General features: G+C 73.3%; 23 protein-coding genes. 5 read left to right on the top strand and 18 right to left on the bottom strand.

The window, feature by feature from the left end; translation table 11 throughout:
- Positions 1-154: 154 nt before the first annotated feature.
- The 10 genes from ACWDBE_RS28655 to ACWDBE_RS28610 are packed head-to-tail and all read right to left on the bottom strand — an operon-like array spanning position 155 to position 10,339.
- Positions 155-1,699 (bottom strand): NADH-quinone oxidoreductase subunit N, encoded by a 1,545-nt coding sequence (locus tag ACWDBE_RS28655; RefSeq protein WP_449788129.1) that lies wholly within the window; start codon positions 1,697-1,699, stop codon positions 155-157.
- A gap of 56 nt (positions 1,700-1,755) precedes the next feature.
- A complete protein-coding gene (locus ACWDBE_RS28650; RefSeq protein WP_449809475.1) occupies positions 1,756-3,312 on the bottom strand; it encodes a complex I subunit 4 family protein in 1,557 nt (518 codons plus the stop codon).
- A gap of 53 nt (positions 3,313-3,365) precedes the next feature.
- Positions 3,366-5,426, bottom strand: a complete 2,061-nt coding sequence (locus tag ACWDBE_RS28645) for an NADH-quinone oxidoreductase subunit 5 family protein (RefSeq protein WP_449809474.1) — start codon at positions 5,424-5,426, stop codon at positions 3,366-3,368.
- Positions 5,423-5,815, bottom strand: coding sequence for an NADH-quinone oxidoreductase subunit NuoK (gene nuoK / locus ACWDBE_RS28640; RefSeq protein WP_449788126.1), 393 nt, complete (start codon positions 5,813-5,815; stop codon positions 5,423-5,425). The genes ACWDBE_RS28645 and nuoK overlap by 4 nt, the downstream gene beginning before the upstream one ends.
- A complete protein-coding gene (locus ACWDBE_RS28635; protein WP_449788125.1) occupies positions 5,815-6,573 on the bottom strand; it encodes an NADH-quinone oxidoreductase subunit J in 759 nt (252 codons plus the stop codon). The genes nuoK and ACWDBE_RS28635 overlap by 1 nt, the downstream gene beginning before the upstream one ends.
- A complete protein-coding gene (locus ACWDBE_RS28630) occupies positions 6,570-7,142 on the bottom strand; it encodes a NuoI/complex I 23 kDa subunit family protein (RefSeq protein ID WP_392867566.1) in 573 nt (190 codons plus the stop codon). The genes ACWDBE_RS28635 and ACWDBE_RS28630 overlap by 4 nt, the downstream gene beginning before the upstream one ends.
- Positions 7,139-8,098: an NADH-quinone oxidoreductase subunit NuoH gene (gene nuoH, locus ACWDBE_RS28625; protein ID WP_449788124.1), complete on the bottom strand. Its 960-nt coding sequence runs from the start codon at positions 8,096-8,098 to the stop codon at positions 7,139-7,141. The genes ACWDBE_RS28630 and nuoH overlap by 4 nt, the downstream gene beginning before the upstream one ends.
- Positions 8,095-9,252, bottom strand: a complete 1,158-nt coding sequence (locus ACWDBE_RS28620; protein ID WP_449809473.1) for an NADH-quinone oxidoreductase subunit C — start codon at positions 9,250-9,252, stop codon at positions 8,095-8,097. The genes nuoH and ACWDBE_RS28620 overlap by 4 nt, the downstream gene beginning before the upstream one ends.
- Positions 9,249-9,932, bottom strand: coding sequence for an NADH-quinone oxidoreductase subunit B (locus ACWDBE_RS28615; protein WP_449788122.1), 684 nt, complete (start codon positions 9,930-9,932; stop codon positions 9,249-9,251). Before ACWDBE_RS28615 ends, ACWDBE_RS28620 begins: the two co-directional genes overlap by 4 nt.
- Positions 9,923-10,339, bottom strand: a complete 417-nt coding sequence (locus ACWDBE_RS28610; RefSeq protein ID WP_392867575.1) for an NADH-quinone oxidoreductase subunit A — start codon at positions 10,337-10,339, stop codon at positions 9,923-9,925. The genes ACWDBE_RS28615 and ACWDBE_RS28610 overlap by 10 nt, the downstream gene beginning before the upstream one ends.
- 339 nt (positions 10,340-10,678) lie before the next feature.
- Here ACWDBE_RS28610 and ACWDBE_RS28605 point away from each other — a divergent pair, with 339 nt between their 5' ends.
- Positions 10,679-11,848 carry a sensor histidine kinase gene (locus ACWDBE_RS28605; RefSeq protein WP_449788295.1) on the top strand — a complete coding sequence of 390 codons (1,170 nt, stop codon included), beginning with the start codon at positions 10,679-10,681 and terminating at the stop codon, positions 11,846-11,848.
- Between the two features lie 136 nt (positions 11,849-11,984).
- Here ACWDBE_RS28605 and ACWDBE_RS28600 read toward each other — a convergent pair whose 3' ends face one another.
- Positions 11,985-13,052, bottom strand: coding sequence for a S1C family serine protease (locus ACWDBE_RS28600; protein WP_449788294.1), 1,068 nt, complete (start codon positions 13,050-13,052; stop codon positions 11,985-11,987).
- A 242-nt stretch (positions 13,053-13,294) separates the two neighbouring features.
- Between ACWDBE_RS28600 and galE the strand changes: the two genes are divergently transcribed.
- The gene (galE, locus tag ACWDBE_RS28595) at positions 13,295-14,281 is read left to right on the top strand and encodes a UDP-glucose 4-epimerase GalE (protein ID WP_449788121.1); all 987 of its coding nucleotides are present in this window, start codon (positions 13,295-13,297) and stop codon (positions 14,279-14,281) included.
- A gap of 41 nt (positions 14,282-14,322) precedes the next feature.
- Here the strand turns inward: galE and ACWDBE_RS28590 are convergent, their stop codons facing one another.
- Positions 14,323-16,695, bottom strand: coding sequence for an outer membrane protein assembly factor BamB family protein (locus tag ACWDBE_RS28590; protein ID WP_449788120.1), 2,373 nt, complete (start codon positions 16,693-16,695; stop codon positions 14,323-14,325).
- A 449-nt stretch (positions 16,696-17,144) separates the two neighbouring features.
- Here ACWDBE_RS28590 and ACWDBE_RS28585 point away from each other — a divergent pair, with 449 nt between their 5' ends.
- The gene (locus ACWDBE_RS28585) at positions 17,145-17,792 is read left to right on the top strand and encodes a TetR family transcriptional regulator (RefSeq protein ID WP_049651546.1); all 648 of its coding nucleotides are present in this window, start codon (positions 17,145-17,147) and stop codon (positions 17,790-17,792) included.
- A gap of 218 nt (positions 17,793-18,010) precedes the next feature.
- Here ACWDBE_RS28585 and ACWDBE_RS28580 read toward each other — a convergent pair whose 3' ends face one another.
- The 6 genes from ACWDBE_RS28580 to ACWDBE_RS28555 all read right to left on the bottom strand — a co-directional run bounded on the left by ACWDBE_RS28580 (position 18,011) and on the right by ACWDBE_RS28555 (position 23,929).
- On the bottom strand, positions 18,011-18,958 hold the full coding sequence (locus tag ACWDBE_RS28580; RefSeq protein WP_449788119.1) for a beta-ketoacyl-ACP synthase III: 948 nt from the start codon (positions 18,956-18,958) through the stop codon (positions 18,011-18,013).
- 122 nt (positions 18,959-19,080) lie between these two features.
- The gene (locus ACWDBE_RS28575) at positions 19,081-20,367 is read right to left on the bottom strand and encodes a L,D-transpeptidase family protein (RefSeq protein ID WP_449809472.1); all 1,287 of its coding nucleotides are present in this window, start codon (positions 20,365-20,367) and stop codon (positions 19,081-19,083) included.
- 127 nt (positions 20,368-20,494) lie between these two features.
- Complete coding sequence (gene mqnE / locus ACWDBE_RS28570) at positions 20,495-21,658, bottom strand: aminofutalosine synthase MqnE (RefSeq protein ID WP_449788117.1); 1,164 nt, start codon at positions 21,656-21,658, stop codon at positions 20,495-20,497.
- Positions 21,659-21,710: 52 nt separating this feature from the next.
- A complete protein-coding gene (locus tag ACWDBE_RS28565; protein WP_392867594.1) occupies positions 21,711-22,673 on the bottom strand; it encodes a threonine ammonia-lyase in 963 nt (320 codons plus the stop codon).
- A 3-nt stretch (positions 22,674-22,676) separates the two neighbouring features.
- Positions 22,677-23,135, bottom strand: coding sequence for an Lrp/AsnC family transcriptional regulator (locus tag ACWDBE_RS28560; RefSeq protein ID WP_030055719.1), 459 nt, complete (start codon positions 23,133-23,135; stop codon positions 22,677-22,679).
- A 119-nt stretch (positions 23,136-23,254) separates the two neighbouring features.
- Positions 23,255-23,929, bottom strand: coding sequence for a UbiX family flavin prenyltransferase (locus tag ACWDBE_RS28555; protein ID WP_392867597.1), 675 nt, complete (start codon positions 23,927-23,929; stop codon positions 23,255-23,257).
- Positions 23,930-24,044: 115 nt separating this feature from the next.
- On the opposite strand from ACWDBE_RS28555, the gene ACWDBE_RS28550 reads away from it, so the two are divergent.
- Positions 24,045-24,788 (top strand): cyclase family protein, encoded by a 744-nt coding sequence (locus ACWDBE_RS28550; protein WP_449788115.1) that lies wholly within the window; start codon positions 24,045-24,047, stop codon positions 24,786-24,788.
- 67 nt (positions 24,789-24,855) lie between these two features.
- Positions 24,856-25,575 carry an MOSC domain-containing protein gene (locus tag ACWDBE_RS28545; RefSeq protein ID WP_449809471.1) on the top strand — a complete coding sequence of 240 codons (720 nt, stop codon included), beginning with the start codon at positions 24,856-24,858 and terminating at the stop codon, positions 25,573-25,575.
- Positions 25,576-25,657 lie beyond the last annotated feature (82 nt).

The raw sequence follows: 25,657 nt of genomic DNA, 5'->3' as shown, positions 1-25,657 counted from the left end.
TCCCTCTTGCCCGGTCAACGGGTGGGGCCGGGGACCTTGTTCCCTTGTGACCGACGCGACACCGCCGGACCGCGGCCCGACACCGCAGGACCGCGCCCCCCGACGGTGCCCCGGGACCGCCCCGCCGCACCGCGGCCCGGTCCCGGCCGGGGGCTCAGAACAGCGAGCCGCCCGCCACCTGGAGGACCAGCTGCGGCGCCACCGAGAGGACCACGGCCGCCGAGGCGGTCAGCCCCAGGGTCGCGGTGAGGCTCACCGGCAGGCGGTGCCCGGCGGCGGCCTCCCCGAGGGGCGCGTCGCCCGCCGGGGCGAACAGCCGGGCCGTCCACAGCAGGTAGTAGTACAGGGCGACGACCACGTTGACGGCCATCACCACGGCCAGCCAGCCCAGCCCGGCGTCGACCGCCGCGCGGAACACCACGACCTTGCCGAACAGGCCGATCACGCCCGGCGGCAGCCCGGCCAGGCAGAGCAGGAAGAAGGCGAGCGCCAGCGCCGTCCAGCGGTTGCGGGAGAACAGGCCGCGGAAGTCGTCCACGCTGGTCCCGGCGCGGCGGCCGACGGCGGCGACCACCCCGAAGGCGCCGAGGTTCACCACGCCGTAGATCAGCGCGTACGCGGCGGTGGCGCCGAGCGGATCGACGCCGGTGGGCGCGTAGCCGGCGGCGGCGAGCGGCACCAGCAGGTACCCGGCCTGGCCGACCGAGGACCAGGCGAGCAGCCGCACCGCGCTGTAGCGGGTGTCGAAGCGCTGCCGCAGTGCGCCGACGTTGCCGACGGTCATGGTGACGGCGGCCAGCACGGCGAGCACCAGGCCCCAGGTGTGGGCGTACGGGCGGAACGCGACGGTGGTGGCGAGGGCGAGCCCGGACAGGCCGGCCGCCTTGCCGACCACCGAGAGGTAGCCGGCCACCGGCAGCGGGGCGCCGGTGTAGGTGTCGGGCACCCAGAAGTGGAACGGGACGGCGGCGACCTTGAAGGCGAAGCCGACCAGGGTCAGCACCGCGCCCGCTTCGGCCAGCGGCCTGAGCTGCCCGGGGGCGTGCTCCAGGCCCTGGGCGACGGCGCCGAGGTGCAGGCTGCCGCTCGCCGCGTAGACGAAGCCGACGCCGAGCAGCATCACGGCGGTCGCGGTCACCGAGGAGACGAAGAACTTGAAGGCGGCCTCCGCGCCCCGGCCGTCCCGGCGCAGCGCCACCAGGGCGAAGGCGGGCAGCGAGGCGACCTCCAGGGCGATCACCATGGTGGCGAGGTCCCGGGAGGCGGGCAGCAGGGCGGCGCCGGTGGCGCTGGAGAGCAGCAGGAACCAGTACTCGCCGCGCGGCAGCTTCTCGGTCTCCACCGTGTGCGCCGACAGCAGCGCCGCGATCAGCGCGCCGCCGAGGGCGAGCAGCTGGAACACCAGGGCGAAGTGGTCGGCGACGTACGAGCAACCGCCGTTGTCAGACCCCCCTGCTACGTTCTGCACGCAGAAGGTCGCTCGGGGTGATCCGCCGGTGAGGGGAAGGAGCGCGATGAGGGCGAGGGCGAGTCCGGCCGCGGTGAGGCGGCCGAGCCACCGCTTGTGCCGCTCGGGCAGGAACAGGTCCGTGAGCAGCACGGCGAGGGAGGCCACGGCGGCGATCAGCGGGGGCGCGATCGCCACCCAGTCCACGGACTGGATCAGGCTGCCCGGGTTGGCTACGGCGAGGGAGGTCACAGTGTGCTGCCCCGTGGAGTGAGGTCCGAGTGCGGCGGTCTGGGCTGCGAGCACGGTCAGCCACCCCCGAGGAGGTGCTTGACGGCGGGATCGGAGAGGCCGAGCAGCAGCGCGGGCCAGAGGCCGGCGAGCAGGGTGAGCGCGGCCAGCGGCGTCCAGCTGACGGCCTCGTACGGGCGCAGGTCGGCGAGCTCGGCCACCGGTGCGGGCTGCTCGGGGTCCCCCATGCAGACGCGCTTGACCACGATCAGGAGGTACGCGGCGGTGAGGAGGGTGCCGAGGCCGGCCAGGACCATGTAGGTGACGAACGCGGGGCGCGACAGGCCGTCGGCCGGGTCGAACGCGCCGAACATGGCGAGCAGCTCGCCCCAGAAGCCGGCCAGGCCGGGCAGGCCGAGGCTGGCGACGGCGGCGAAGGCGAGCAGCACGCCGAGCCGCGGGGCCCGGCCGTACAGGGCAGCTCCGGTGGTGCCGGCGAGGGTGTCGAGGTCGGCGGTGCCGTAGCGGTCCTTGAGCGCGCCGACGACGAAGAACAGCAGACCGGTGATCAGACCGTGGGCGATGTTGGCGAACAGCGCGCCGTTGACGCCCACCGGGGTGAGGGAGGCGATGCCGAGCAGCACGAAGCCCATGTGGCCGACGGAGGAGTACGCGATCAGGCGCTTGAGGTCGCCCTTGGCTCCGGGGCGGGCCAGCGCCAGGCAGGCCAGTGAGCCGTAGACGATGCCGACGGCCGCGAAGGCGCCCAGGTAGGGGGCCAGCGTGGCGGCGCCGTCCGGCACGACCGGGAGGAGGACGCGGACCAGGCCGTAGGTGCCCATCTTCAGCAGCACGCCGGCGAGCAGCACCGAGCCCACCGTCGGGGCGGCGGTGTGCGCGTCGGGGAGCCAGCTGTGCAGCGGCCAGGCCGGGGCCTTGACCGCGAGCCCGACCAGGATCGCCAGCGCGGCGATCACCTGGGTGGTGTGGCTCAGGCCGCTGCCGTGCGCGGCGGCCAGGGCCTGCATGTCGAAGGTGCCCGCCTTGCTGCCGATCAGCAGGAAGCCGAGCAGCATCACGGCCGAGCCGAGCAGCGTGTAGAGGATGAAGCGGTTGGCGGCCGGCACCTTCGCCCCGCTCCCCCAGCGGGCGATCAGGAAGTACATCGGGATCAGCACGATCTCGAAGGCCACGAAGAAGAGCAGGAGGTCCAGCACCGCGAAGGTGGCGAGCATGCCGACTTCGAGCAGCAGGAACAGCCCGACGAAGGCCTGCGCCGACGGGACGCCCTCCCCGTTCGGCAGCCTCTTCTCCGAGTACAGCGCGCAGAGGAAGGTGAGCAGCGCGGTCAGCACGACCAGCGGCAGCGAGACGCCGTCCACCCCGAGGTGGAGGCGCACGTGCATGGCCGGGATCCAGGACACGTCGGTGGTGGCCTGCATCCGGGCGGGTTCGTCGTGGTCGAAGGCGGCCGCGAGGGCGACGGTGAGCAGGAACACCGCGCCGGTGACGACGGTGTTCAGCCGCAGTGCCCGCCGGTCGGCCACGGCCCGGTCCGGCCCGAACACCGGCGCCAGGGTGAGTGCGGCACCGAGCAGCGGCAGCACCAGGAGGGCGATGAGGACTGCGTTCATCGGGGGCTCCCAGCAGCGGTCGAGGGGACGGAGGTGGAGGACAGCAGCACCGGCTACACCGCCACCAGGACGGCCAGCAGGACGACGGCGGCCAGCAGGGCGCTGAGGTACGTCTGGGCGTTGCCGGTCTGCGCGAGCCGGACGGCCCGGCCGAGCAGGTTGGCGCCCACCGCGCTGCCGCGCACGTAGGTCTCGACGACCTCGCGGTCGAGGAAGCGGACCAGCTTGGCGGCGGCGCCCACTGGGCGGACGAACAGCGCGTGGTACAGCCGGTCGACGCCGAAGCCGTGCCGGGCCGGGCCGAACAGCGGGCCGAGCAGGGTGCGCCCGGGGTCGGCGACGATCACCTCGGCGGCCGGGGCGGCGCCCTGCTCGGGCACCCGGCCGGCGACGGCCGGGGCCGGGCGGCCGGTGCCCAGTCGGGCGGTCGCCGAACGCCAGGCGCCGTACGCGGCGAGCGCGCCGACGACGGCGAGCCCGGTCCCGGTGACGGCGGTGACGGCGGAGGGCCGCAGCGAGCCGCCGTCCAGCAGCGCGGGCAGCCAGTCCGAGCGCAGGCCGGCGATGCCGAAGCCCATGGTCGGCACGGCCAGCACCCACAGCGGCCAGCGCATCGCGGGCGGTTCGGCGGCGGCCGGGTCGGCCTCGTCGAGCTCGGGCGAGTACGGCGCGTCGGCCTCGTGGTCGGCCGCGACGGTGCTCCGGTCGGCGGCGGGCAGCACCTGCGGGGCGGCCGCGGCGGCCCCGGCCGGGCTGTGGAACGCGACCAGGAAGAGCCTGGCCGCGTACGCGGCGGTGAGCAGCGCGGTGAGCCCGGCGGAGATCAGCACGATCCACCCGGCGGCCTGCGGCACCGCCGAGGCCGGGCCGAGCCCGTTGGTCAGCGCTTCGCCCTTGGCGGCGTGCTCGGCGGCGGTCAGCACCGCCTCCTTGCTGAAGAAGCCGGAGAACGGCGGCAGCCCGACCAGGGCGACCAGCGCGACGCCCATCGTCCAGTAGGCGTCCGGCACCCGCTTGCGCAGCCCCGGGATGCGGGACATCGCGGAGATCGAGTTGGTGTGCGCGGCGTGGATCACCACACCGGCGGCCAGGAAGAGCAGCGCCTTGAACGCGCCGTGGCTGACCAGGTGGAAGACCGAGGCCTCGCGGTCCCCGCTGGCCAGCGCGCCGGCCATGTAGCCGAGCTGGCCGACGGTGGAGTAGGCGAGCACCCGCTTGAGGTCGTCCTGGGCGAGCGCGCAGAGCGCCGAGCCGATCATCGTCACGGCGGCCATCACCGCGAGCACGACCAGCGCCGCGCCCGACAGCAGGAACACCGGCAGCAGCCGGGCGACCAGGTAGATGCCGGCCGCGACCATGGTGGCGGCGTGGATCAGCGCGGAGACCGGGGTCGGGCCGGCCATCGCGTCCGGGAGCCAGGTGTGCAGCGGGAACTGCGCGCTCTTGCCGGCCACGCCGGCGAGCAGCAGCAGAGCGGTCAGCGTGGGGTGGCCGAGCCGGCCCTCCGTCGCGGCCGCCAGCACGTCCGGGACGCGGAAGCTGCCGGCGTCCGCGCCGAGCAGGAAGATCCCGAACAGGAACGGCACGTCACCGAGCTTGGTGACCAGGAAGGCCTTCAGCGAGGCCGAGCGGGCGTCCGCGGTCTCCCAGTGGTGGCCGATCAGGAAGTACGAGCACAGGCCCATGACCTCCCAGCCGACCAGCAGCACGATCAGGTCGCCCGAGTAGACCACCAGGAACATCGCCGCGGTGAACAGCGAGACCAGCGCCGCGTACGAGGGGTAGCGCGGGTCCTTCTTGAGGTACGCGGTCGAGTAGACCTGGACGCAGGTGGCGACCAGGCCGACCAGCACCGAGATCAGCGAGCTGAAGCCGTCCAGGTGGAGCGCGAGCGCGATGTCCGGGCCACCGGTCGGGGTGAGCCGGGTGGCGGCGTCCAGCGTCTGGCCGGTGCCGAGTTGGAGGGCGACCACCAGGGCGAGCACCGCCGAGACGGCGACCGGGACGATCGCCAGCGGCCGGGCCAGCCCGGGCGCCTTCTTGCCGACGGCCAGGGTCGCGGCGGCGCCGAGCGCGGGCAGCGCCGGAACGAGTACGGGCAGGGCGAGGTTCATGCGGCGGCCCGGCCCTTCAGTGCCTCGGCTCCGACCGGCGCCTCGGCGTCGACCGGCGTCTCCTCGACGGCGAGCGCCTCGGCCGGGTCGCCGAGCGCGGTGGCCCGGTCGATGTCCGCGGTGCCCCGGGCCCGGAACAGCAGCAGGACGATGGCGAGTCCCAGCCCGATCTCGGCGGCGGCGACGGTGATGGTGAACAGGGTGAGCGCCTGCCCGGCGTGCAGCGAGTCCCGCAGCCAGGCGTCGAAGGCGACCAGGTTGAGGTTGACGGCGTTGAGCATCAGCTCGACGGACATCAGCACCAGGACGGCGTTGCGCCGGGCGAGCACGCCGTACACGCCGACGCTGAACAGCAGCGCGGCGAGGACGGCGGGGTAGGCGAGGTGCATCAGCCCTCCTGCTCAGAGGTCGACGGCTCGGCGGTCGGCTGCGCGGCCGTCGGCTGCTCGGCGGTCGAAGGCTCGGCGGTCACCGGCTCGGCGGCCGCCGGAACCGGCTTCGGCGCCGTCGCGGCGACCGTCCCGTTGGACCCGACCGGCCGCCCGGCGCGCAGCTTGCCCGCCCGGGGCGCCGGCACCCGCCGCTTGGCGCCGCGGGACAGCACGATCGCGCCGACCAGCGCCGCCAGCAGCAGCACGGACAGCGCCTCGAAGGGCAGCACCCAGTGCCGGAAAAGGCTGGCCCCGGTGACGGCGGCCGAGCCGCCGCCCTGGCCGAGGTCGATCCAGGAGGTCCGGAAGGCGTCGACCACCAGCGTGACCAGCGTCCCGGCCGAGGCCAGCGCCACGACCAGCGCCACCCAGCGGTTCTTGGAGTCGGCGTCCGGCGAGCGCCCGATCGGCGCCTTGGTGAGCATCAGCCCGAACAGCACCAGGACGACCACCGAGCCGAGGTAGATCAGCACCTGCACCCAGGCGATGAACTCGGCCGTGAGCAGCAGGAACTCCACCGCCAGCCCGCCGAGCGCGACCACCAGCCAGAGCGCGGCGTGCACCAGTTGCCTGGTGGTCACCGAGACCACGGCCGAGCCGAGCACGGCGATGCCGACCAGCAGGAAGACGATCTCCTGACCGGTCGGGGACAGGAACGAACGGGCGGCCGGCTCCAGGGAGCCGGTCGCCGCGAGAAGCGTGGTGGCACCGATCACGCGTCGTCACCCTTCTCCTCGGTAGCCGCTGCCGCGGCGGCCGCCGCGGCAGCGGCCGCCAGCTTGTCCGCCGCCTTGCGCGCGGTGGCGATCTCCTTGGGCTCCTCGGCCGCCGGGTCCAGCGCCGGCGGCGCGGGAACGGTCCACATCCACTCGCGGAGCTTCTCCCGCTCGTGGGTCAGCTCGTGGATGTCGGTCTCCGCGTACTCGAACTCCGGCGACCAGAACAGCGCGTCGAACGGGCAGACCTCGATGCAGATCCCGCAGTACATGCAGAGCGAGAAGTCGATGGCGAACCGGTCCAGCACGTTGCGGGTGCGGGCCCGGGCGTTCGGCTCGGCGGCCGGCAGCGTCTCCTTGTGGGAGTCGATGTAGATGCACCAGTCCGGGCACTCGCGCGCGCAGAGCATGCAGACCGTGCAGTTCTCCTCCAGCAGCGCGATGACGCCGCGCGAACGCGGCGGCAGCACCGGCTGCACGTCGGGGTACTGCGCGGTGACGCTCTTCCTCGTCATCGTCCGCAGCGTCACGGCCAGGCCCTTCGCGAGCCCGACACCGGGAAAACTCATGAGATCGCCACCTTGATGATGCCGGTGAGGGCCAGCTGGACCAGCGCGAGCGGGATCAGCACCGTCCACGCGAAGCGCATCAGCTGGTCCTCGCGCAGACGCGGGTAGGTGACCCGCAGCCAGATGACCACGAAGGCCAGCGCGAAGGTCTTGAGGATCATCCAGAGCCAGCCGAGCTGGTCCGGCAGCGGTCCGTGCCAGCCGCCCAGGAAGAGCACCGCGGTCAGCGCGGACACCACCAGGATGCCCGCGTACTCGGACAGCAGGAACAGGGCGAACCGCAGGCCGGTGTACTCGGTGTACGCGCCGAAGATGATCTCCGAGTCGGCGACCGGCATGTCGAACGGCGGCCGCTGGAGTTCGGCCAGACCGGCCGTGAAGAACACGAACGCGCCGATGATCTGCCAGGGCAGCCAGTACCACTCCCAGGCGTCCACGATCCCGGGCAGCGACAGCGTGCCGGCGGCCATCGCCACCGAGGCCGCCGCCAGCACCATCGGCAGCTCGTACGACATCAGCTGGGCGGCCGTGCGCAGCGCGCCGAGCAGCGAGAACTTGTTCGCCGAGGCCCAGCCGGCCATCAGCTTGCCGATCACGCCGACGCCCATCACGGCCAGCACGAAGAACAGGCCGGCGTCGACCGCCTGGCCGACGAAGCCGTCCGGGCCGACCGGGATCGCCAGCAGCACGAAGAGGTACGGCAGCAGCGAGACGGCGGGCGCCAGCTGGAAGATCCGGCGGTCCGCCCCGGCCGGGACGATGTCCTCCTTCTGCGCGAACTTCACGCCGTCGGCGACGAGCTGCGCCCAGCCGTGGAAGCCGCCCGCGTACATCGGGCCGAGCCGGCCCTGCATGTGCGCCATGACCTTGTGCTCGGTCTGGCCGATGACCAGCGGGAAGACCAGGAAGACGACGAGGGTGGCGACGCAGCGCAGCACCGTGTCGAGCAGGTTCACGCGCCGTCTCCGTCCTGGTCGGCCGCTCCGGCCGAGGTCTCGTCCTGCCGCCCGGCCGGCTCGCCCGACGGCTTCTCCTCGGACGGCTTCTCCTCGGACGGCTTCTCCTCGGACGGCTTCTCCTCGGACGGCTTCTCCTCGGACGGCTTCCCGTCCGAAGGCTTCTCGTCGTGGGCGGGCACCGGGTTGTGCCAGGGCGCGTCCGCGGACCGGGGCGCGTCGGAGGGCCGGGGCCGTACCGGAGCCGCGGGCCCGGCCGTCGGCTCGGCGGCCGGCTGGTCGGTCCCCTGGCCCACCGCCTGGCTGGCCGATCCCTCGGAGGCCGACCTGGTCCGCCGCGGCCGGTCCGCCCGCACCGGAGCGCCGCCCTCGGCCGGAACCGCCGCTGGGGCCTCGGCGGCCGCCTGGCTCGCCGACCCCTCCGACACCGACCTGGTCCGCCGCGGCCGGTCCGCCCGCACCGGAGCGCCGCCCTCGGCGGCGGCACCGGCAGCACCGGCAGCACCGGCACCGGCGGCCGCCCGGGGCGTCCGCGCCGCCGCACCCGCCGCCCGCGCACCGCGCGCGGGCCGTTCGGCGACCGGCGGCAGGGTGCCCTTGAGCGGCCCCCACTCGTTCGGGTCCGGCACACCGGCCGGCTGCATCTTGCGCCGGGCCGGCCCGCCGCCGTGGTCGGACTCGCCCGGCTCCTTGGCGCCCGGCCAGTCCTTGGCGACCCGGGCCGCGAGCACGAACTCCTTGCGCAGCGGGTGCCCCTCGAAGCCGTCCGGCAGCAGCAGGGTGACGAGGTGGGGGTGCCCGGGGAAGTCGATGCCGAACATCTCGTGGGTCTCGCGCTCGTGCCAGGCGGCACCCGCGTACACCCCGACGGCGGTCGGCAGCGCCGCCCCGTCGCGCGGCAGCCGGGTGCGCAGCGCGAGGTGCCGCACGCCCGGAGCCTCGACGGCGGCCAGGTGCGCGACCACGCAGAAGCCGTCGGCGAGCTCGTCGACGGCGCTCAGCCAGTCGAAGAAGCCCAGGCCCAGGACGTCGCGGGCGTTGGTGAGCGCCTCGATCCAGTGCTCGGCCGGGACGTCGACGGTGGTCAGCCCGTACGCCTCGGCGCCGGTCGCCCACTCCCCGACCGACGCCGCGTACTGCTCGGCGGAAGTCACGAGGCCCCTCCCTCGGTCGAAGGGCCGGCTCCCGCGGCCGGAGTGCCGGCCCCGGAAGCGGCCTGCGGCCCGGCCACCAGCGGGCGGCGCAGCGCCGCCGCGGGCGTGGTGTAGCGGTCCGGCAGGGACTCGGCGGCGATCTTCTCCTGGAGCTTGAGGATGCCCTGGAGCAGCGCCTCCGGCCGCGGCGGGCAGCCGGGCACGTAGACGTCCACCGGAATGATCTGGTCCACGCCCTTGGTGACCGAGTACGAGTCCCAGTACGGGCCGCCGGAGTTGGAGCAGGCGCCGAAGGAGATGACGTACTTCGGCTCGGGCATCTGCTCGTAGAGGCGCTTGACGGCGGGCGCCATCTTGTCGGTGACGGTCCCGGAGACGATCATCAGATCAGCCTGACGGGGGCCGGGTGCGAACGGGATGACACCCATCCGGATGAAGTCGTGCTTGGCCATGGACGCGGCGATGAACTCGATCGCGCAGCAGGCCAGCCCGAAGTTGAAGCACCAGAGGCTGTAGCGGCGCCCCCAGTTGAGCACCACCTTGACCGGGTCCGGCGCGAGCCGGGCCAGCGGGCCTATGCCGCGGCGCTCGACGGCGCCGGGGCGCGCCGGGTCCGGCAGCCCGAGCGGGACGGGACCGCCCTGCGCGCCGCCGTGGGAGTGGGAGTGCGTCACGTCCATTCCAGAACACCCTTCTTCCAGGCGTACAGCAGCCCGACCGCGAGGAAGCCGATGAACAGGAACATCTCGATCAGCGTTCCGGCGCCGTACCCGGCGGAGGCGAAGACGGTCGCCCAGGGGAACAGGTAGATCGCGTCCACCGCGAAGATCACGTACAGGAAGGCGTACACGTAGTAGCGGATCTGGGTGTGCGCCCAGTCCTCGCCCACCGGGTCCACCCCGCACTCGTAGGCGAGGAGCTTCTCGGGCGAGTACACCACGGGTCGCAGCAGCCGGTTGGCGGTGAACGCCACGGCGACGAAGAGCACCCCGACGACGGCCAGCAGGCCCATCGCGGCGTACGCGTCGAAGTAGCCGCTGCCGACCGCCGGGTCGGCCGCGACGGCAGCCGCGTGCTTCCCCTCCATGCCTTCGCCTCCACCTCGGCCGTGAATCCGCCCTCAGGACAGTTCTACGACGTTTGCTCTCACGGACCCAACCATGGCCAAAGCGTGAGTCTAAGGGGACCGCCGCGCTCCGCCCGAACCCTGCCCGCTTGGCAAGACGACCGCCGGACACCCCGGCGGACCTCCGGCACCCCCGCCCGGGGTGGGGTTAACCCCCGGCCGGGAAGATGTATCACCCCCATGGCCTGCACCGCCCGGCGTTCGGGAAGCTTGGTCCACCCGCACGACGAAGAGGGACGGTAGATCCGGATGAAGCCGCTGCACCGCGCCGTGGACGCCATCAAGGAGCAGGACGCTCGGATGGAGCGTCCGCCGCTGTACGGCACGAGGATGTGGCACCAGGTCGGCCGGCTGCTGCTCAACCTGCCGCTCGGCATCTTCGGCTTCGTGCTGGCGGTGACCACCCTGGCGGTCGGCCTGGGACTGTCGATCACCGTGATCGGTCTGCCACTGCTGGCCGGTGGCCTGGCCGTCTCCCGCTCCCTGGGCGCGCTGGGCCGGCAGCGGGCCCGGGTGGCGTACGGCTCCGGGATCGACGAGCCGGAGCCGGTGAAGCCGCGCCGCCCGGGGATGGTCGGCTACACCATCGCCCAGCTCACCGACCTGCTGAACTGGCGCTCGGCGCTCTACAACGTGCTGATGCTGCCGTGGGGCGTGCTCAGCTTCGCGCTGACCCTGGTCTCGGTGATCGTGCTCTGGCCGGTGCTGCCCTGGGTGGTCCGCGGGCTGGTGGCGGTCGACCGCATCCTGATCGAGTCGCTGCTCTTCCCGGGCGCCCTGGCCGAGCGGGTGCGCGAGCTGGAGGACGACCGCGGCACCGTGGTCGACACCGCCGCCGCCGACCTGCGCCGGATCGAGCGCGACCTGCACGACGGCGCCCAGGCCCGGCTGGTCGCGCTGGCGATGGACCTCGGCATGGCCAAGGAGCGGCTGCGCGAGGTGGAGAGCGAGGACGACATGGCGGCCGCCACCAGGATGGTCGACAACGCCCACGGCGAGGTGAAGCTGGCCCTCCAGGAGCTGCGCGACCTGGCCCGCGGCATCCACCCGGCGGTGCTCACCGACCGTGGTCTGGACGCCGCGCTGTCCTCGGTCGCCGCCCGCTGCACCGTCCCCGGCGGGGTCCGGGTGAACGTCGACCTGGCCGGCGCGGACGGGCAGCCCGAGCGCCCGGACTCGGCGGTCGAGGGCATCGCCTACTTCACCGTCAGCGAGCTGCTGACCAACGTCTCCAAGCACGCCGGCGCCCGCTCCGCCTCGGTCGAGGTCTGGCGCTCGGACGACCAGCTGATGGTGCTGGTCCAGGACGACGGCAAGGGCGGCGCGGCCCCCTACCCGGGCAGTGGACTGGCCGGACTGGCCGAGCGGATCCGCGCGGTGGACGGGGTCTTCCTGGTGGAGAGCCCCGAGGGCGGGCCGACCACCGTCACCGTCGAGCTGCCCTGGCGCACCCGCACCGCCCGCCGCTGACCGCCCCTCCCCCGGAACACGGCAAGGCGCCGGGACCCCGTCGTGGCAGAGACTGGGGTCCCGGCGCCGGTCCGGTACGGCACCCGGCCCGCTGAACCCTTGCGCGGCGTGCGGCCCGGTGTCCCCGTACCGGGGCTCAGGGCGAGGTCCGGGCGAGTGCCAGTTCGCCGAGGGTGACGGCGGCGGTCCTGGTCTCGCCGTTCCGGATGTACGTGACGGTGGTCTTGCTGCCCGGGCTGAGCGCGGCGAGCGCGGTGGTGAGCGCGTTCAGCGAGTCCACCTGGGTGTCGCCGATCTTGGTGATGACGTCCCCGACCTGGAGCCCCGCCGAGGCGGCCGCGCCGCCCGGGGTGACCGCCACGATGACCGCACCGGTGGGCTGGAACTGCTGGTTGAAGCTGGTCCGGGCGGTGATGCCGAGCGCGGCCCGGCCGGAGTTGGTGACCTTGCCCTGCTTGATCAGCTGGTCGGCGATGTTGGTGATGGTGCTCGCCGGGATGGCGAAGCCGATGCCGGGGGCGGCCGCGCCGTTGGTCTGCGGCTCGGTCGCGGCGAGCGTGTTGATCCCGATCACCTTGCTGTCCAGGTCGGCCAGCGCGCCACCGCTGTTGCCCGGGTTGATCGCCGCCGAGGTCTGCACCATGTTGCTGATCGTGGCGCCCGGCGACCCCGGCGCCTGGGGCTCGGAGACGGTCCGCCCGATGGCCGAGACGATGCCCTGGGTGACGCTGCCGGACAGGCCCAGCGGGCTGCCCATGGCAAGGGTGATCTGGCCGATCTGGACCTTGCTCGAATCGCCGAAGCTGGCCGGTTTGAGACCGCTCGGCGGGTTCTTCAGCCGGATCACCGCGAGGTCGGAGTCGGGGTAGCTGGCGACCAGGCCGGCGTCCAGCGCCGTGGTGCTGTTGGCGAGGGTCACCGTGAAGCCGGTCGCGGTGCCGACCACGTGGGCGTTGGTGACGATGTCGCCCTTGTCGTCGTAGACGATCCCGGACCCGAGGCTGTCTCCGGTGGTGATCTGCACCACGGAGGGCAGCACGTTGGCGATCACCGCCTGGTAGGCCTCCTGCAACTGGGTCGCGCCGTTCGTCGAGGCGGCCGGGGGCGAGGCGGTCGCCGGGGGCGAGGCGGTGGCGGCGAGGGTGGACGAGGAGGACGAGCCGCTGCTGCACCCGGCCGGCGCCAGCACGGCCACCAGCGCCATCGCGACGACTCCCGGCAGCCGCCGGCCCCGCGCCCACGGCCCGATCGGCCGCGGTCCGGCGGGCAGGGGGCTGGCGTGTTCCTTGTGACGGCGCACCTGGCTGCCTCCGATTCGTCACCGCGCCGAGCGGGCGCAGTCATGAACGCACGGAAATCCTTGTCAGCTTTTCACCGTTTTGTCCGCTTTGTTGTTCCGACTCGCCCGAACGTGGCGATCGAATCCGAGCGCCTAGGATTCGGGCCATGACTTGGTTGATCACCGGCGGTGCCGGATACATCGGCGGACACGTCGTCCGACAGCTGCTCGACGCCGGGGAGCGCGTCGCCGTCCTGGACGACCTCAGCACCGGCGACGCCTCCCGGCTCCCGGCCGGCGTCCCCCTGATCGAGGGCTCCACCCTGGACCGCGCCGCCCTGGACGCCGCGATCCGCGAGCACGGCGTCGAGGGCATCCTGCACTTCGCCGCCAAGAAGCAGGTCGGCGAGTCCGTCGAGCAGCCGTTCCTGTACTACCGCGAGAACATGATCGGCCTCCAGACCGTCCTGGAGGCCGCCGCCGAGGGCGGGGTGAAGCGTTTCCTCTTCTCCTCCTCCGCCGCGGTCTACGGCATGCCGGACGTCGACCTGGTCACCGAGTCCACGCCCTGCGCCCCGATGAGCCCGTACGGCGAGACCAAGCTGGCCGGCGAGTGGCTGGTCGCCGCGGCCGGCAAGGCCCACGGCATGTCCACCGTGGCCCTGCGCTACTTCAACGTGGCCGGCGCCGCCTCCCCCGAGCTCTCCGACGCCGGGGTGTTCAACCTGATCCCGATGGTCTTCGAGCGGCTCACCGCCGGCGAGGCCCCGCGGATCTTCGGCGACGACTACCAGACCCCGGACGGCACCTGCGTCCGCGACTTCATCCACGTCTCCGACATCGCCTCGGCGCACGTGGCGGCCGCCAAGCGGATGGCCGCCGACCCGGCCGGCGCGACCTCCCTGGTGCTGAACATCGGCCGCGGCGAGGGCGTCAGCGTCAAGGAGATGCTGGCGGTGATCGGCAAGGTCACCGGCTACGACACCGCCGCCGAGGTGACCCCGCGCCGCCCCGGCGACCCGGCCCGGGTGGTGGCCTCCGCCGACCTGATCCACCGGGAGCTGGGCTGGACCGCCCGTCACGACGTGACGGAGATGGTCTCCTCCGCGTGGGACGGCTGGTGCAGCCGCCACCCCGGGGCCCGCAAGGCCTGATCCGGCCCGACCCGGCCGACCGGCGGTGTCCGCCCCGCGCGTCAGCGGGCGGGCACCGCCGTTCCGTAGAAGGCGTCCAGCGCGTACACGCAGCGGTCCTTGGAGCCGACGAAGACCCGGCCGCCGACCGCCACCGGCGAGCCGGTGAGCTCGCCCTTGGTGCCGAGCTCCCAGCGCAGCTGACCGCTCGCCAGGTCCAGGGTGTGCAGCGAGTGGTCCCGGCTGCCCAGGTGGACCAGGCCGTCGGCCACCGCCGGGGAGCCGACGATCTCGCCGCGGGCGGTGTAGCGCCAGCGCTCACGGCCGGTGGCCGCCTCGAAGGCGTACAGCACCTCGCCGTTGCCGACCAGCACCATGCCGTCCGAGACCACCACCGGGTCGGCGCCCTGGCGGCGGCCGGTGACCCCGCGCCAGCGGTCCAGGCCGGTGGCCGCGTCCAGCGCGTAGACCGTGCCCAGGTAGTCGGCCACGTAGACCGCGTCGGCGTCCAGGGCGGGCGGGGTGAACAGCACCACCGGGGCCTCGAAGCGCCAGCGCTCGGCCCCGCTGGCCGCGTCCAGCGCGTACACCCGGGTGCCGGCCGACACGTACAGCACGCCGCCGCGCTCGACCGGGTGCGAGGGCACGTCCTCGCCGACCTGGAAGGACCAGCGCAGGCCCGCGCCCCGCGGGTCGACGCAGCGCAGCCGCCCGCCGCCGTAGTAGTAGGCGGCGCCGCCCACCAGGACCGGTCCCGACTGGGGGTTCTCGTAGTCCTGCTGGGCGTCGTCGGCGCGCCACAGCTCGGCGCCGTTGGCGGCCGAGCGGAGCTGGACGCCGCCGCCCCTGATCCCGCAGCAGAGCACGCCCTCGGCGGCGGAGAGCGAGTACACCCAGCCGTCCAGCGAGGTGCGCCAGCGCTCGGCGCCGTCCGCGGCGTCCACCGTGTACAGGTGGGGGCCGTCCGCGGCGTGCACCCGGCCGGCGTCCACCGCGAGCGCCCAGGCGACGTCCCGCGTCTTGTAGCGGCGCTCGCCGGAGGCGACGTCCAGCGCGTGCACCTCGAAGCTGGAGACGAAGAGCGTGCCGTCGGCGACCACCGGGGTGCCCCAGACGTCGTTGGACATCCGGAACCGCCAGGGACGCCAGCGGGCGACCGGCGGGGGCGGCGGGGTGGGGGCCCGGCGGACCCAGTCCGTCGTGGCCGGGGCGGTGTTCGGGCCCGGCTGCTCGTACTCGGCCCGGGGCCCCGGACCTATCCGCACCGAGGCGCCGGACAGCTGCACCTCGACGGAGCCGCCGGTCGGCGCCCGGTGCCGGTTCGGGTAGGCGACCTTCGCGGTCGGGATCTCGGCCTCGGAGGCCTGGCCCGGCCGCGGCAGGCTGTGCACCGGCCCGGCCGGCGGCTGCGCGTGCCGCCCGCCCGGGTTGGTGCGCGGGTCGGCCGGTGCCGGGTGCTGCGGCGGGAGGTGCGGGGGCGGCACCTGCGGGTGCGGGGGCGGCTGGGGCGGCGCGGCCGGCGGGCGCGGCGGCGGGGCGGCCGGGCGGCGGCCCCGCTTGCGCTCGATCAGCTCCAGCGCGTCGACCGGCAGCCAGTCCCCGGCCTCGCCGGAGGCGTCGTCCCGGGAGAAGAGGTGCGGGGCCAGCTCGGTCTGGATCTGCGCCGGCGTGGGCCGGCGCTCGGGGGCCTGCTGCATGCACGCGCGGACCAGGTCCATCAGCTCGGGCGGCATGCCGGTCAGGTCCGGTTCCTCGCGCAGCAGCTGGAACACCGTCTCGACCGGGTTGGTGCCCCGGTAGGGCGGGTGCCCGGTGGCGCAGAAGACCATCAGCGAGCCCAGCGAGAAGACGTCGCTGGCGCCCCTGACGGTCCGGCTGTCCCTGGCCTGCTCGGGGGACATGTAGGCGGGCGTGCCGACCGCGACGTTGGTCATGGTGAGCCGGGTGCTGGACACGCCGGCGGCGATGCCGAAGTCGATCACCTTCGGGCCGTCCTCGACCACCAGGACGTTGGAGGGCTTGAGGTCGCGGTGGATCAGCCCGGCCGCGTGGATGGACTGGAGGGCCTCCGCGATGCCGGCGACCAGCCAGCGGGTGGCCTCCACCGGCAGCGGGCCGCACTCCTCGACCAGGTCCTCCAGCGAGGGGGCCGGGATGTACGCGGTGGCCAGCCAGGGCACCCGGGCGTCCGCGTCGGCGTCCACCACGGCCGCGGTGTAGAAGCCGCCGACCGTCTTGGCCGCCTCGATCTCACGGGCGAAGCGGACCCGGAACAGCTCGTCCTCGGCCAGCTCACCCCGCACGGTCTTGATGGCGACCCGCCGCCCCGACGCGGAACGCGCCAGGTAGACCAGCCCCATCCCACCCGCGCCGAGCCGCCCCAGCACCTCGAAGGGCCCGATCCGCCTCGGATCGTGCGCCGTCAGCTGGTCCACTCCGCTGCCACCTCCCCGTTGTCCGCACCCGCCGCGTGGTGCCGGACCCGATTCTCCAATGCCGCCCCACGCATATCCAACCTCCCCCACCCGCCGGAACGCGCCGTTCGGGCCCGCACGGCGCCCCGGACAGGCCCCTGACCAGCGAGGACGGAACGGCCGGATCCTGACGCCCGCTCCGGGGCGGCTTGCGCGCGGAGCCGCGGACCGTCCACTTCCGGACGACCCCGCGATCCTCGGCCATCGTCACGCTCTGTCACCCGACCACCCCTCAGCGGACTCGCCGTCACGCTGTGAGGTCAAAAGCACACGGGGGGGCTTCAACAGGGGCTTCGAGGCCCGGTGAATATCCGTCCGAAGCGGTTCATGACGCTATAACCGACCCCCCGTGCGGAGTAATAGTCGCATCACCGAATCGCGCCAAGATCTTGCCACGGTAAGCTGACGGCATGACAGGACAAGTTCGCACCGTCGACGGTCGCGTCGCCGGGCGACGCGGACAGGAGACGCGGCAGAAGCTGCTCGATTGCCTCCGCGAGATGCTCAGCACGTCGCCCTATCGGGACGTCAAGGTCATCGACGTCGCCCGTATGGCGGGTACCTCCCCCGCGACCTTCTACCAGTACTTCCCGGATGTCGAGGGCGCTGTCCTCGAAATCGCCGAGGAAATGGCCAAGGACGCCGACCAGCTCAAAGAGCTGGTGGCCGGAAAGTCCTGGGCAGGGAAGTCCGGACCGACCACTTCGGAAGAACTGGTCGACGGATTCCTCGCCTTCTGGCGCAAGAACGACGCCATTCTCCGAGTGGTCACGCTCGGTGCCGCCGAAGGGGACAAGCGGTTCTTCAAGATCCGCATGACGGTCCTCAACGCGGTCGCCAAGCCGCTCGCCGAGGCCGTCAGGGAACTCCAGGCGAAGGGCCAGGCCGACAAGTCGCTCGACCCGAACGCCGTGGCCGGGGCCCTGGTCTCGCTGCTCGCCTCGGCGGCCGAGCACCAGAAGGCCTTCACCTCCTGGGGCGTCAAGGTCAAGGATCTCAAGCCCAACCTCGCTCCCCTGGTGTACCTGGGCGTCACCGGCAAGAAGGCGCCCAAGTAGGACCGTTCTCCGATCCACCATCCGCTCCGCGCGCAGCCCCGGCCTCCTGTCCGGGGTACGGCGGACGACGGCCGTGTCCTCGGGGGAGGTCCGCCGACGTACCCCACGCGCGCCAGACATGCCGGTGGGCGGGCACCCGCGACAGGGTGCCCGCCCACGGCGTGTTCGGGTCCGGACGGCGCCGCGGCGCATCCGGGCGGCCTCACGGGGCCATGGCGTCAGGGGCAGCGCACCACCTGGCCGGCGTAGGCCAGGCCGCCGCCGAAGCCGAAGAGCAGGACCGGGTCGCCGGGCGAGAGCTCGCCGCGCTCGACCAGCTTGGAGAAGGCGAGCGGGATCGAGGCGGCCGAGGTGTTGCCGGAGTGGACCACGTCCCGGGCCACCACCGCGTCCTCGCCGAGGCCCAGCTTGCCGGCGATCGCGTCGATGATCCGCAGGTTGGCCTGGTGCGGGACGAAGCCCTTCAGCTCGGACGGGTCGATCCCGGCCCGCTCGCAGGCCTGGCGGGCCAGCGGGGCGAGCTGGGTGGTGGCCCAGCGGAAGACCGACTGGCCCTGCTGGCTGATCACCGGGTCCCAGCCGGTGATCACCACGGCGTCGCCCCGCTCCGGCTCCGAGCCCCAGACCACCGGTCCGATGCCGGGCTCGGCACCGTCCTCCTGGGCCTCGACCACCGCGGCGCCCGCGCCGTCGCCGAAGATCACGCAGGTGGAGCGGTCGGTCCAGTCGAGGGTGTCGGACATCCGCTCGGCGCCGATCACCACGGCGCGGCGGGCCGCGCCGGCCCGGATCGCGTGGTCGGCGGTGGCCAGGGCGTACGAGAAGCCGGAGCAGACCGTGTTGATGTCGTACGCGGCGGGCGAGCGCACGCCCAGCCGGGCGGCGACGGCCGCGGCGGTGTTGGGGCTGCGCTCGATCGCGGTGCAGGTGGCGACCACCACCAGGTCGACCTCGGCCGCCGTCCGGCCGCTGTTGGCGAGCGCCTTCTGGGCGGCCTCGGTGGCGAGGTCGACCAGGGTCTCGTCCTCGGCGACGTGCCGGGTGCGGATGCCCACGCGGGTGCGGATCCACTCGTCGTCCGTGTCGACCAGCGCCGCCAGGTCGTCGTTGGTGAGGACCTTGGGGGGCTGGTAGTGGCCGAGTGCCACAATGCGCGAACCGCTCATACTGCCATGGAACCGGGTTACCCGCTGGTCAGCATGGCATGACCGGTGACAGGATCCGCCCTCTCGATCTGTAGGAGGTCCACAAGGGCCCTTGCGGCGCCCGGGTTCCGCGTACGCCGAGGTCAGGCGGCCAGAGTGGGTGCGTCGCCCATCACGATGACCGGGTGGGCCGCCGGGTCCAGGGTGCGGATCAACTGGGCCATCTTGTCCTCGGGGATCGACACGCAGCCGTGGGTCGGGCCGTCGTGGTCCACGTGGAGCCAGATGCCGCCGCCCTTCTTGGGGCCCATCGGGCGGCGCGGGTCGAGCGGGGACTTGCCGGCGACGCGGTTGTAGTTGATCGCGACCACGTAGTCGAAGGAGCCCTCCAGCTGGTCGCCGAAGAAGCCCGTGCCGGAGACCACGAAGCTCGGGTCCTTGTCGTACGGGAGCTTGCTGCCCGGGTCCGCCTTGCGGCCGCCCGCGTCGGTGAGGCCGAAGACTCCGATCGGGCTGCGCAGGTCGCCCTCGTTGTGGTCGGTGGTCCAGCCGTTCTTGCCGTTGTGGCCCTGCCAGGTCTCGCCGGCCAGCCAGCGGCCCTCGGGGGTGCGGGTCCAGAGGGTGACGGTGTTCTTGTCGGTGTTCTTGTCCTGGCCGGAGGCGACCACGACCTGGGTGGTCTCGGCGGGGATCTTCGCGGTGAAGGTCGCGCCGAGGCCGGGTATCGCGGCGACCGAGCCGTCCGCGCGGGTCTGGCTGCGGTCCGCGGCCGGGGCGGCGGCCTGCCGGTTGGAGGCGGCCTGGACGGCCGCGGGGGCCGGGGCGGGCTGGTCGGGCTTGCTGACGCCCTCCGGTCCTGGGCCGTCGGCGGCGGCGATGCCGGGCTTGGCGTCGTCCTGGCCGACGGCGTACCAGCCGGCGGTGGCGGCGACCAGCAGCGCGGTGCCGGCCATCACGGCCTTGCCGTGACGTTTCTGCTTGGCCTTGCGCCGCCGTCCCCGGGCGGCCGCCCGGGCACCCGGCGCGGGAGCGACGGGCGCGACGGCGAGCACGACGGGCTCGGGCTCATAGGCGAGCGGCTCGTAGGCGACGGGCTCGTGGTGGACGGGCTCGTGCTGGACCGGCTCGTAGGCGACGGGCTCGTGGTGGACGGGCGCGGCAGCGGGCTCCGCCTCGTAGTAGACGGACTCGGAGAGCGGCTCGGCGACGGGCTCGGCCTGGTACGGCTGGTACTGCGGGTACGGCTGGTCGTACGTCTCGTAGTACCCGTCAGACGCCTGGCCGTACGGCTGGTACTGGCCGTGGTCCTCTTGCCGGACCGGCTGCCGGTACGGCTGGAAGCCCTCGTCCTGCTGGTGTGGCATCAGGTCGACCGGCTCCTGCGACGGCTGGTGCGGCGGGTACGCGGTGGCACGATCAGAACCGGACATGCCTTCGATCCTGCCAAACGCCGCACCCGTTGGTAAACCCGGGCCCCGTGCGGAGGCCGTGAAGACAACCGCCGCCCCGGCCTTCGATCGGCCGGGGCGGCGGGTGGATCCGCGCGGGTGGAGCGGGTCAGAGGCGCATCGCCTGCGGGGACTCACGGCGCATCGGGTCCGGGCCTTCGTACTCGCGGATGACCTCGTAGCGGGTGTTGCGCTCCACCGGGCGGAAGCCGGCGTCGCGGATCAGCCCGAGCAGGTCGTCACGGCCGAGCTTGTTCGGCGTGCCGAAGTTGTCCGCGTCGTGGGTGATCTTGTACTCGACCACCGAGCCGTCCATGTCGTCCGCGCCGTGGCTGAGCGCCAGCTGGGCGGTGGTGACGCCGTGCATCACCCAGAAGACCTTGACGTGCGGGACGTTGTCGAAGAGCAGCCGGGAGACCGCGAAGGTCTTCAGCGCCTCGGCGCCGGTGGCCATCTCGGTACGGGCCATCAGCCTGTTGCGCACGACGCCGTCCTTGGAGTCGTGGAAGTCGTGCTGGTAGCGCAGCGGGATGAAGACCTGGAAGCCGCCGGTCTCGTCCTGGAGCTCGCGCAGCCGCAGCACGTGGTCCACCCGGTGGCGGGGCTCCTCGATGTGGCCGTACAGCATGGTGGCGGGCGTCTTGAGGCCCTTGCTGTGCGCGAGGCGGTGGATCCGCGACCAGTCCTCCCAGTGGGTGTCGTGGTCGACGATGTGCTGGCGGACCTCCCAGTCGAAGATCTCCGCGCCGCCGCCGGTCAGCGACTCCAGGCCGGCGTCGATCAGCTCGTCCATGATCTCGTCGGCGGACAGGCCGCTGATCTTCTCGAACCAGTGGATCTCGGTGGCGGTGAAGGCCTTCAGCGAGACGTTCGGCAGTGCCGCCTTCAGCTCCCGCAGCGAGCGCGGGTAGTAGCGCCACGGCAGGGTCGGGTGCAGGCCGTTCACGATGTGCAGCTCGGTGAGGGACTCGCTCTCCATCGCCTTGGCGAGGCGGACGGCCTCCTCGATGCGCATCGTGTACGCGTCCTTCTCGCCCGGCTTGCGCTGGAACGAGCAGTACGCGCAGGACGCGTTGCACACGTTGGTCATGTTGAGGTGGCGGTTGACGTTGAAGTGGACGACGTCGCCGTTCTTCCTCGTCCGCACGTGGTGGGCCAGCCCGCCCAGCCAGGCCAGGTCGTCGCTCTCGTAGAGCGCGATCCCGTCCTCGCGGGTCAGCCGCTCACCCGCGTAGACCTTCGCCTCCAGCTCGCGCTTGAGCCCTGCGTCCATGCGGTGCCCCGCCTCCTCCGACATTCGTTTCCTTGCCGGAACGAGGTTACGCCTATGCCCGGAGCAGCTCGGCGAGCAGTGTCGGGTCGACGTTGCCGCCGCTGACCACGGCCGCCACCACCTGGCCCCCGGTCTCGGCGGCGCGGTGGAAGTAGGCGGCCGGGGCGACCGCCCCGGAGGGCTCGGCGACCAGCCGGCCGCGTCGGGCCAGCACGGCCACGGTGGCCCGGATCTCGTCCTCGGTGACGGTGACGATGTCGTCCACGTAGGCGGTGACGTGCTCGAACGGCAGCACGCCGAGCGACGGGGTGCGCAGCCCGTCCGCGATGGTCCGGTAGGTGTCGGCGACCGGCCACTCGACCAGGCGGCCGGCCCGCAGGCTGGCCCGGGCGTCGGCGGCCAGCTCGGGCTCCACGCCGATCACCCGGATGCCGGGGCGGGTGAGCTTGAGCGCGGCCGCCGTGCCGCCGATCAGGCCGCCGCCGCTGACCGGCACCAGGACGGTGTCCAGCTCGGCGGGGGCGTCCTCGGCGATCTCCAGGCCGACCGTGCCCTGCCCCGCGATGATGAACGGATCGTCGTACGGGGGGACCCAGACGTAGCCGTGCCGCTCGGCCAGCTCGGCGGGCAGGGTGTCCCGCTCCTGCGGCGCGACCAGGATCACCTCGGCGCCGAACGAGCGGGTGGCCTCGACCTTCACCGCGGGCGAGGTGTCCGGCATCACGATCACGGCCTTGATGCCGAGCGTCCTGGCCGCGTACGCCACCGCCTGCGCATGGTTGCCGCTGGACTGGGCGACCACGCCCCGGGCACGCTCGTCCTCGGTGAGCGCGGCGAGCCGGTTGTAGGCGCCGCGGGTCTTGAAGGCCCCGGTCGGCTGGAGGTTCTCGGGCTTCAGCCAGAGCCGCCGCTCCCCCTCGGCCGCCCAGGGGGCGGGAACCAGCGGGGTGCGCACGGCGACCCCGGCGATCCGCTGCCGAGCCGCGCGCAGCTCCTCCAGTCCGACCAGTGCCATGCGTCACTCTCCTACAGGAGGAAGTTCACTCACCCGGTTCTCCCACTTCGTGGAGAGTACGACGGTGGTGCGGGTCCTGGCCACGCCCTTCGTGCCCGAGATCCGCTTGACCACCGATTCCAGGCCGGCCACGTCGGCCACCCTGACCTTGAGCATGTAGGAGTCGTCGCCGGCGATGAACCAGCAGTCCTCGACCTCGTTGAGGTCCTTCAGCCGGAACGCGACGTCCTCGTGGTCCGCCGCGTCGGTGAGTTGAAGGCCGATCAGGGCCGTGACACCGAAGCCGAGCGAGGCCGGGTTGACCGTCGCCCGGTAGCCGGTGATGACCCCGGCCTGCTCCAGGCGGTTGATCCGGTCCGTGACGCTCGGGCCGGAGAGCCCGACCAGGCGGCCCAACTCGGCGTAGGACGCGCGGCCGTTCTCCCGGAGCGCCTGGATGAGCTGTCTGTCCACCGTGTCCATATACCGTCCGCGTCCTTCCGAACCTCTCCAGACCCACAGATCATTATCCGGATTCAAAGGCGCCTCGCGCCGAAAGACCCGGATATCGCAGAGAACATACTCTCCCGCCCTCGGTCTCCTTACTCCCCCTCAGCCGCAGCGCCCTCGCCGTCGGCCGTCTTGCGGGCGGCCGCCCCCAACTCCCCTTCCCAGCGCAGGTACAGGGAATGCGGCACGTCGACGGCGTCCAGCACCCGTCCGGCCACGAAATCCACGAGTTCGCGCACGGTGGAGCCGCCGGCGTAGAAACCGGGTGCGGCGGGCAGCACGACCGCCCCCTGTGCGTCGAGCTCCACCAAGTGCTTCAACGTCACCCCGTTGAGTGGTGTCTCGCGCACGCAGACGACGAGCGGACGGCGCTCCTTGAGGGTGACGCTGGCGACGCGCTGCAGCAGGTCCTTGCTCAGGCCGAGCGCGATCCCGGCCACCGCGCCGGTGGTCGCGGGCACCACGAGCATGCCCTTGGCCGGGTACGAGCCGCTGGACGGGCCGGCCGCGAAGTCCCCGGCGGGCCAGTAGCGGACGTCGTCCAGCCCCCGGTCGCTCCCGAGCCAGGCGGCGAGGTCGGCGCGCCAGTGGGCGTCCCGGAAGGAGATGCCGGTCTCGTCCAGGATGGTGAGCCGGGCGGCGCGGCTGACGATCAGGTCCACCGCCTCGCCGGCGGCCAGCAGCGCACGGATCACCGAGGCCGCGTACGGCGTTCCCGACGCCCCCGAGACCCCGACCACCCACGGCTGACGTTTCGCAGTTCCCATGGGGCATTTCTATCCGGCTCCGTCCGCTCCGCTCACCAGCGCCCTCGCGGCGGGCCGGGTGGCGCCGGGAACCGGGGGGGTCCACGGGGTGGGCGGGGGCTGGGAGGATGGGCGCATGGCAGCGACCCTCGTCGACCTCACCCATCAGGTGACCACCGCGATGCCGGTCTACCCCGGCGATCCGGCCGTCCTGCTGGAGCCCGCGCTCACCACGGCCACCGCCGGGGTGAACGTGCTGGCCCTGCACCTCGGCTCGCAGTCCGGGACGCACGTGGACGCGCCGTACCACGTGGACGTCACCTGGCCGACCCTGGACGGGCTGCCGCTGGAGCGGTTCACCGGCCCGGCCGTGGTCGCCGACCTGCGCGGGCTGGAGCCCCGGACGGCCGTCACCCCCGAGCTGCTGGCGCCCGCACTGGAGCGGGCCGCCGAGGGCACCGTCCTGCTGCTGGCCACCGGCTGGGCCCGGCACTGGGGCACCGACGCCTACCTCGCCCACCCGAGCCTGACCCCGGCCGCCGCCGAGGCGATCGTCGCCGCCGGGGTGCGGACGGTCGGGGTGGACGCGCTCAGCGTCGACCCGACCCCCGACCCGGGCCCGGGCGATCCCGCGGTGGCCGCCCTGCTCGCCGACCTCACCGACGAGCACGACCACGGCACCGCCGACGAGCCCTCGCTCGCCGCGCACCGGGTGCTGCTGGGGGCGTCCGGCGGCGGGGTGATCGCCGAGAACCTGACCGACCTGCGGCCGCTGCTGGCCGCCCAGGAGGCCGGTCTGCCGGTGGAGGTCTCGCTGTTCCCGCTGCGGCTGGTCGCGGCGGACGGCGCGCCGGTGCGGGCGGTGGCCCGGCTGGGCTGACCGGGCGGTAACCCTTGCGGTACTTGGTCTAGACCATCCCCCGTCAACGCCAGTACGCTTTCCGGCCATGGCTGAGATCATCGGAGTGATCGAGCGACTCTGGCGCTACCCCGTGAAATCCGCCGGCGGCGAGCGGCTCGACTCCGTCGAGGTGGACGAGCGCGGCCTGGCCGGCGACCGCCTCTACGCCGTCCGCGACGCGGCCGGCAAGCTCGGCTCGGGCAAGAACACCCGCCGCTTCCGCCGGATGGACGGACTGCTCCGCCTCTCCGCCCGGCTCGGCCACCGGATCGACGGGCCCGAACTGTTCGACCCGCTCGGCCGCCCGGTCGACCGCCCGAACGCCTTCCTGCGCGCCTACCTCCAGCGCGAGGACGTCGAACTCGCCCGCGAGGACGCCGTCTCCCACTTCGACCGGCTGCCGGTCAGCGTGCTCAGCACCGCCACCCTGGACTGGGTCCGCGAGGCCGTCCCGTTCGCCGTGGTCGACGAGCGCCGGTTCCGCCCCAACATCGTGCTGCGCACCCCGCCCGGCACCCCGCCGTTCGTCGAGGACGCCTGGCTCGGCCGCCAGGCGTCCGGCGAGGCCCCCGGCAGCGCCCGGCTCTCCTTCGTCGCGTCCAGCGAGCGCTGCGCGATGACCGGCGCCCCGCAGCCCGGGCTGCCGCACGCGCCGGAGATCCTCAAGGCCGTCGTGCACGCCCACGACGGCCTGCTCGACGCCCTCGCCGAGGTCGCCGCCCCTGGCCGCCTGCGGGTCGGCGACCGGCTGCTCCTGATGGGCTGACGGGCGCCGGCCGACCCGTCGTCGCGCCCCCTTCCGGAGCCGCCGTGCCGCCGGCCCGCTTCGCCCCCGGCTTCCGGCAGGC

This window comes from Kitasatospora sp. NPDC001132 (assembly GCF_053598415.1).
The sequence above is the reverse complement of the archived record's forward strand: the minus strand, read 5'-3'. Positions and strand labels throughout refer to the sequence as shown.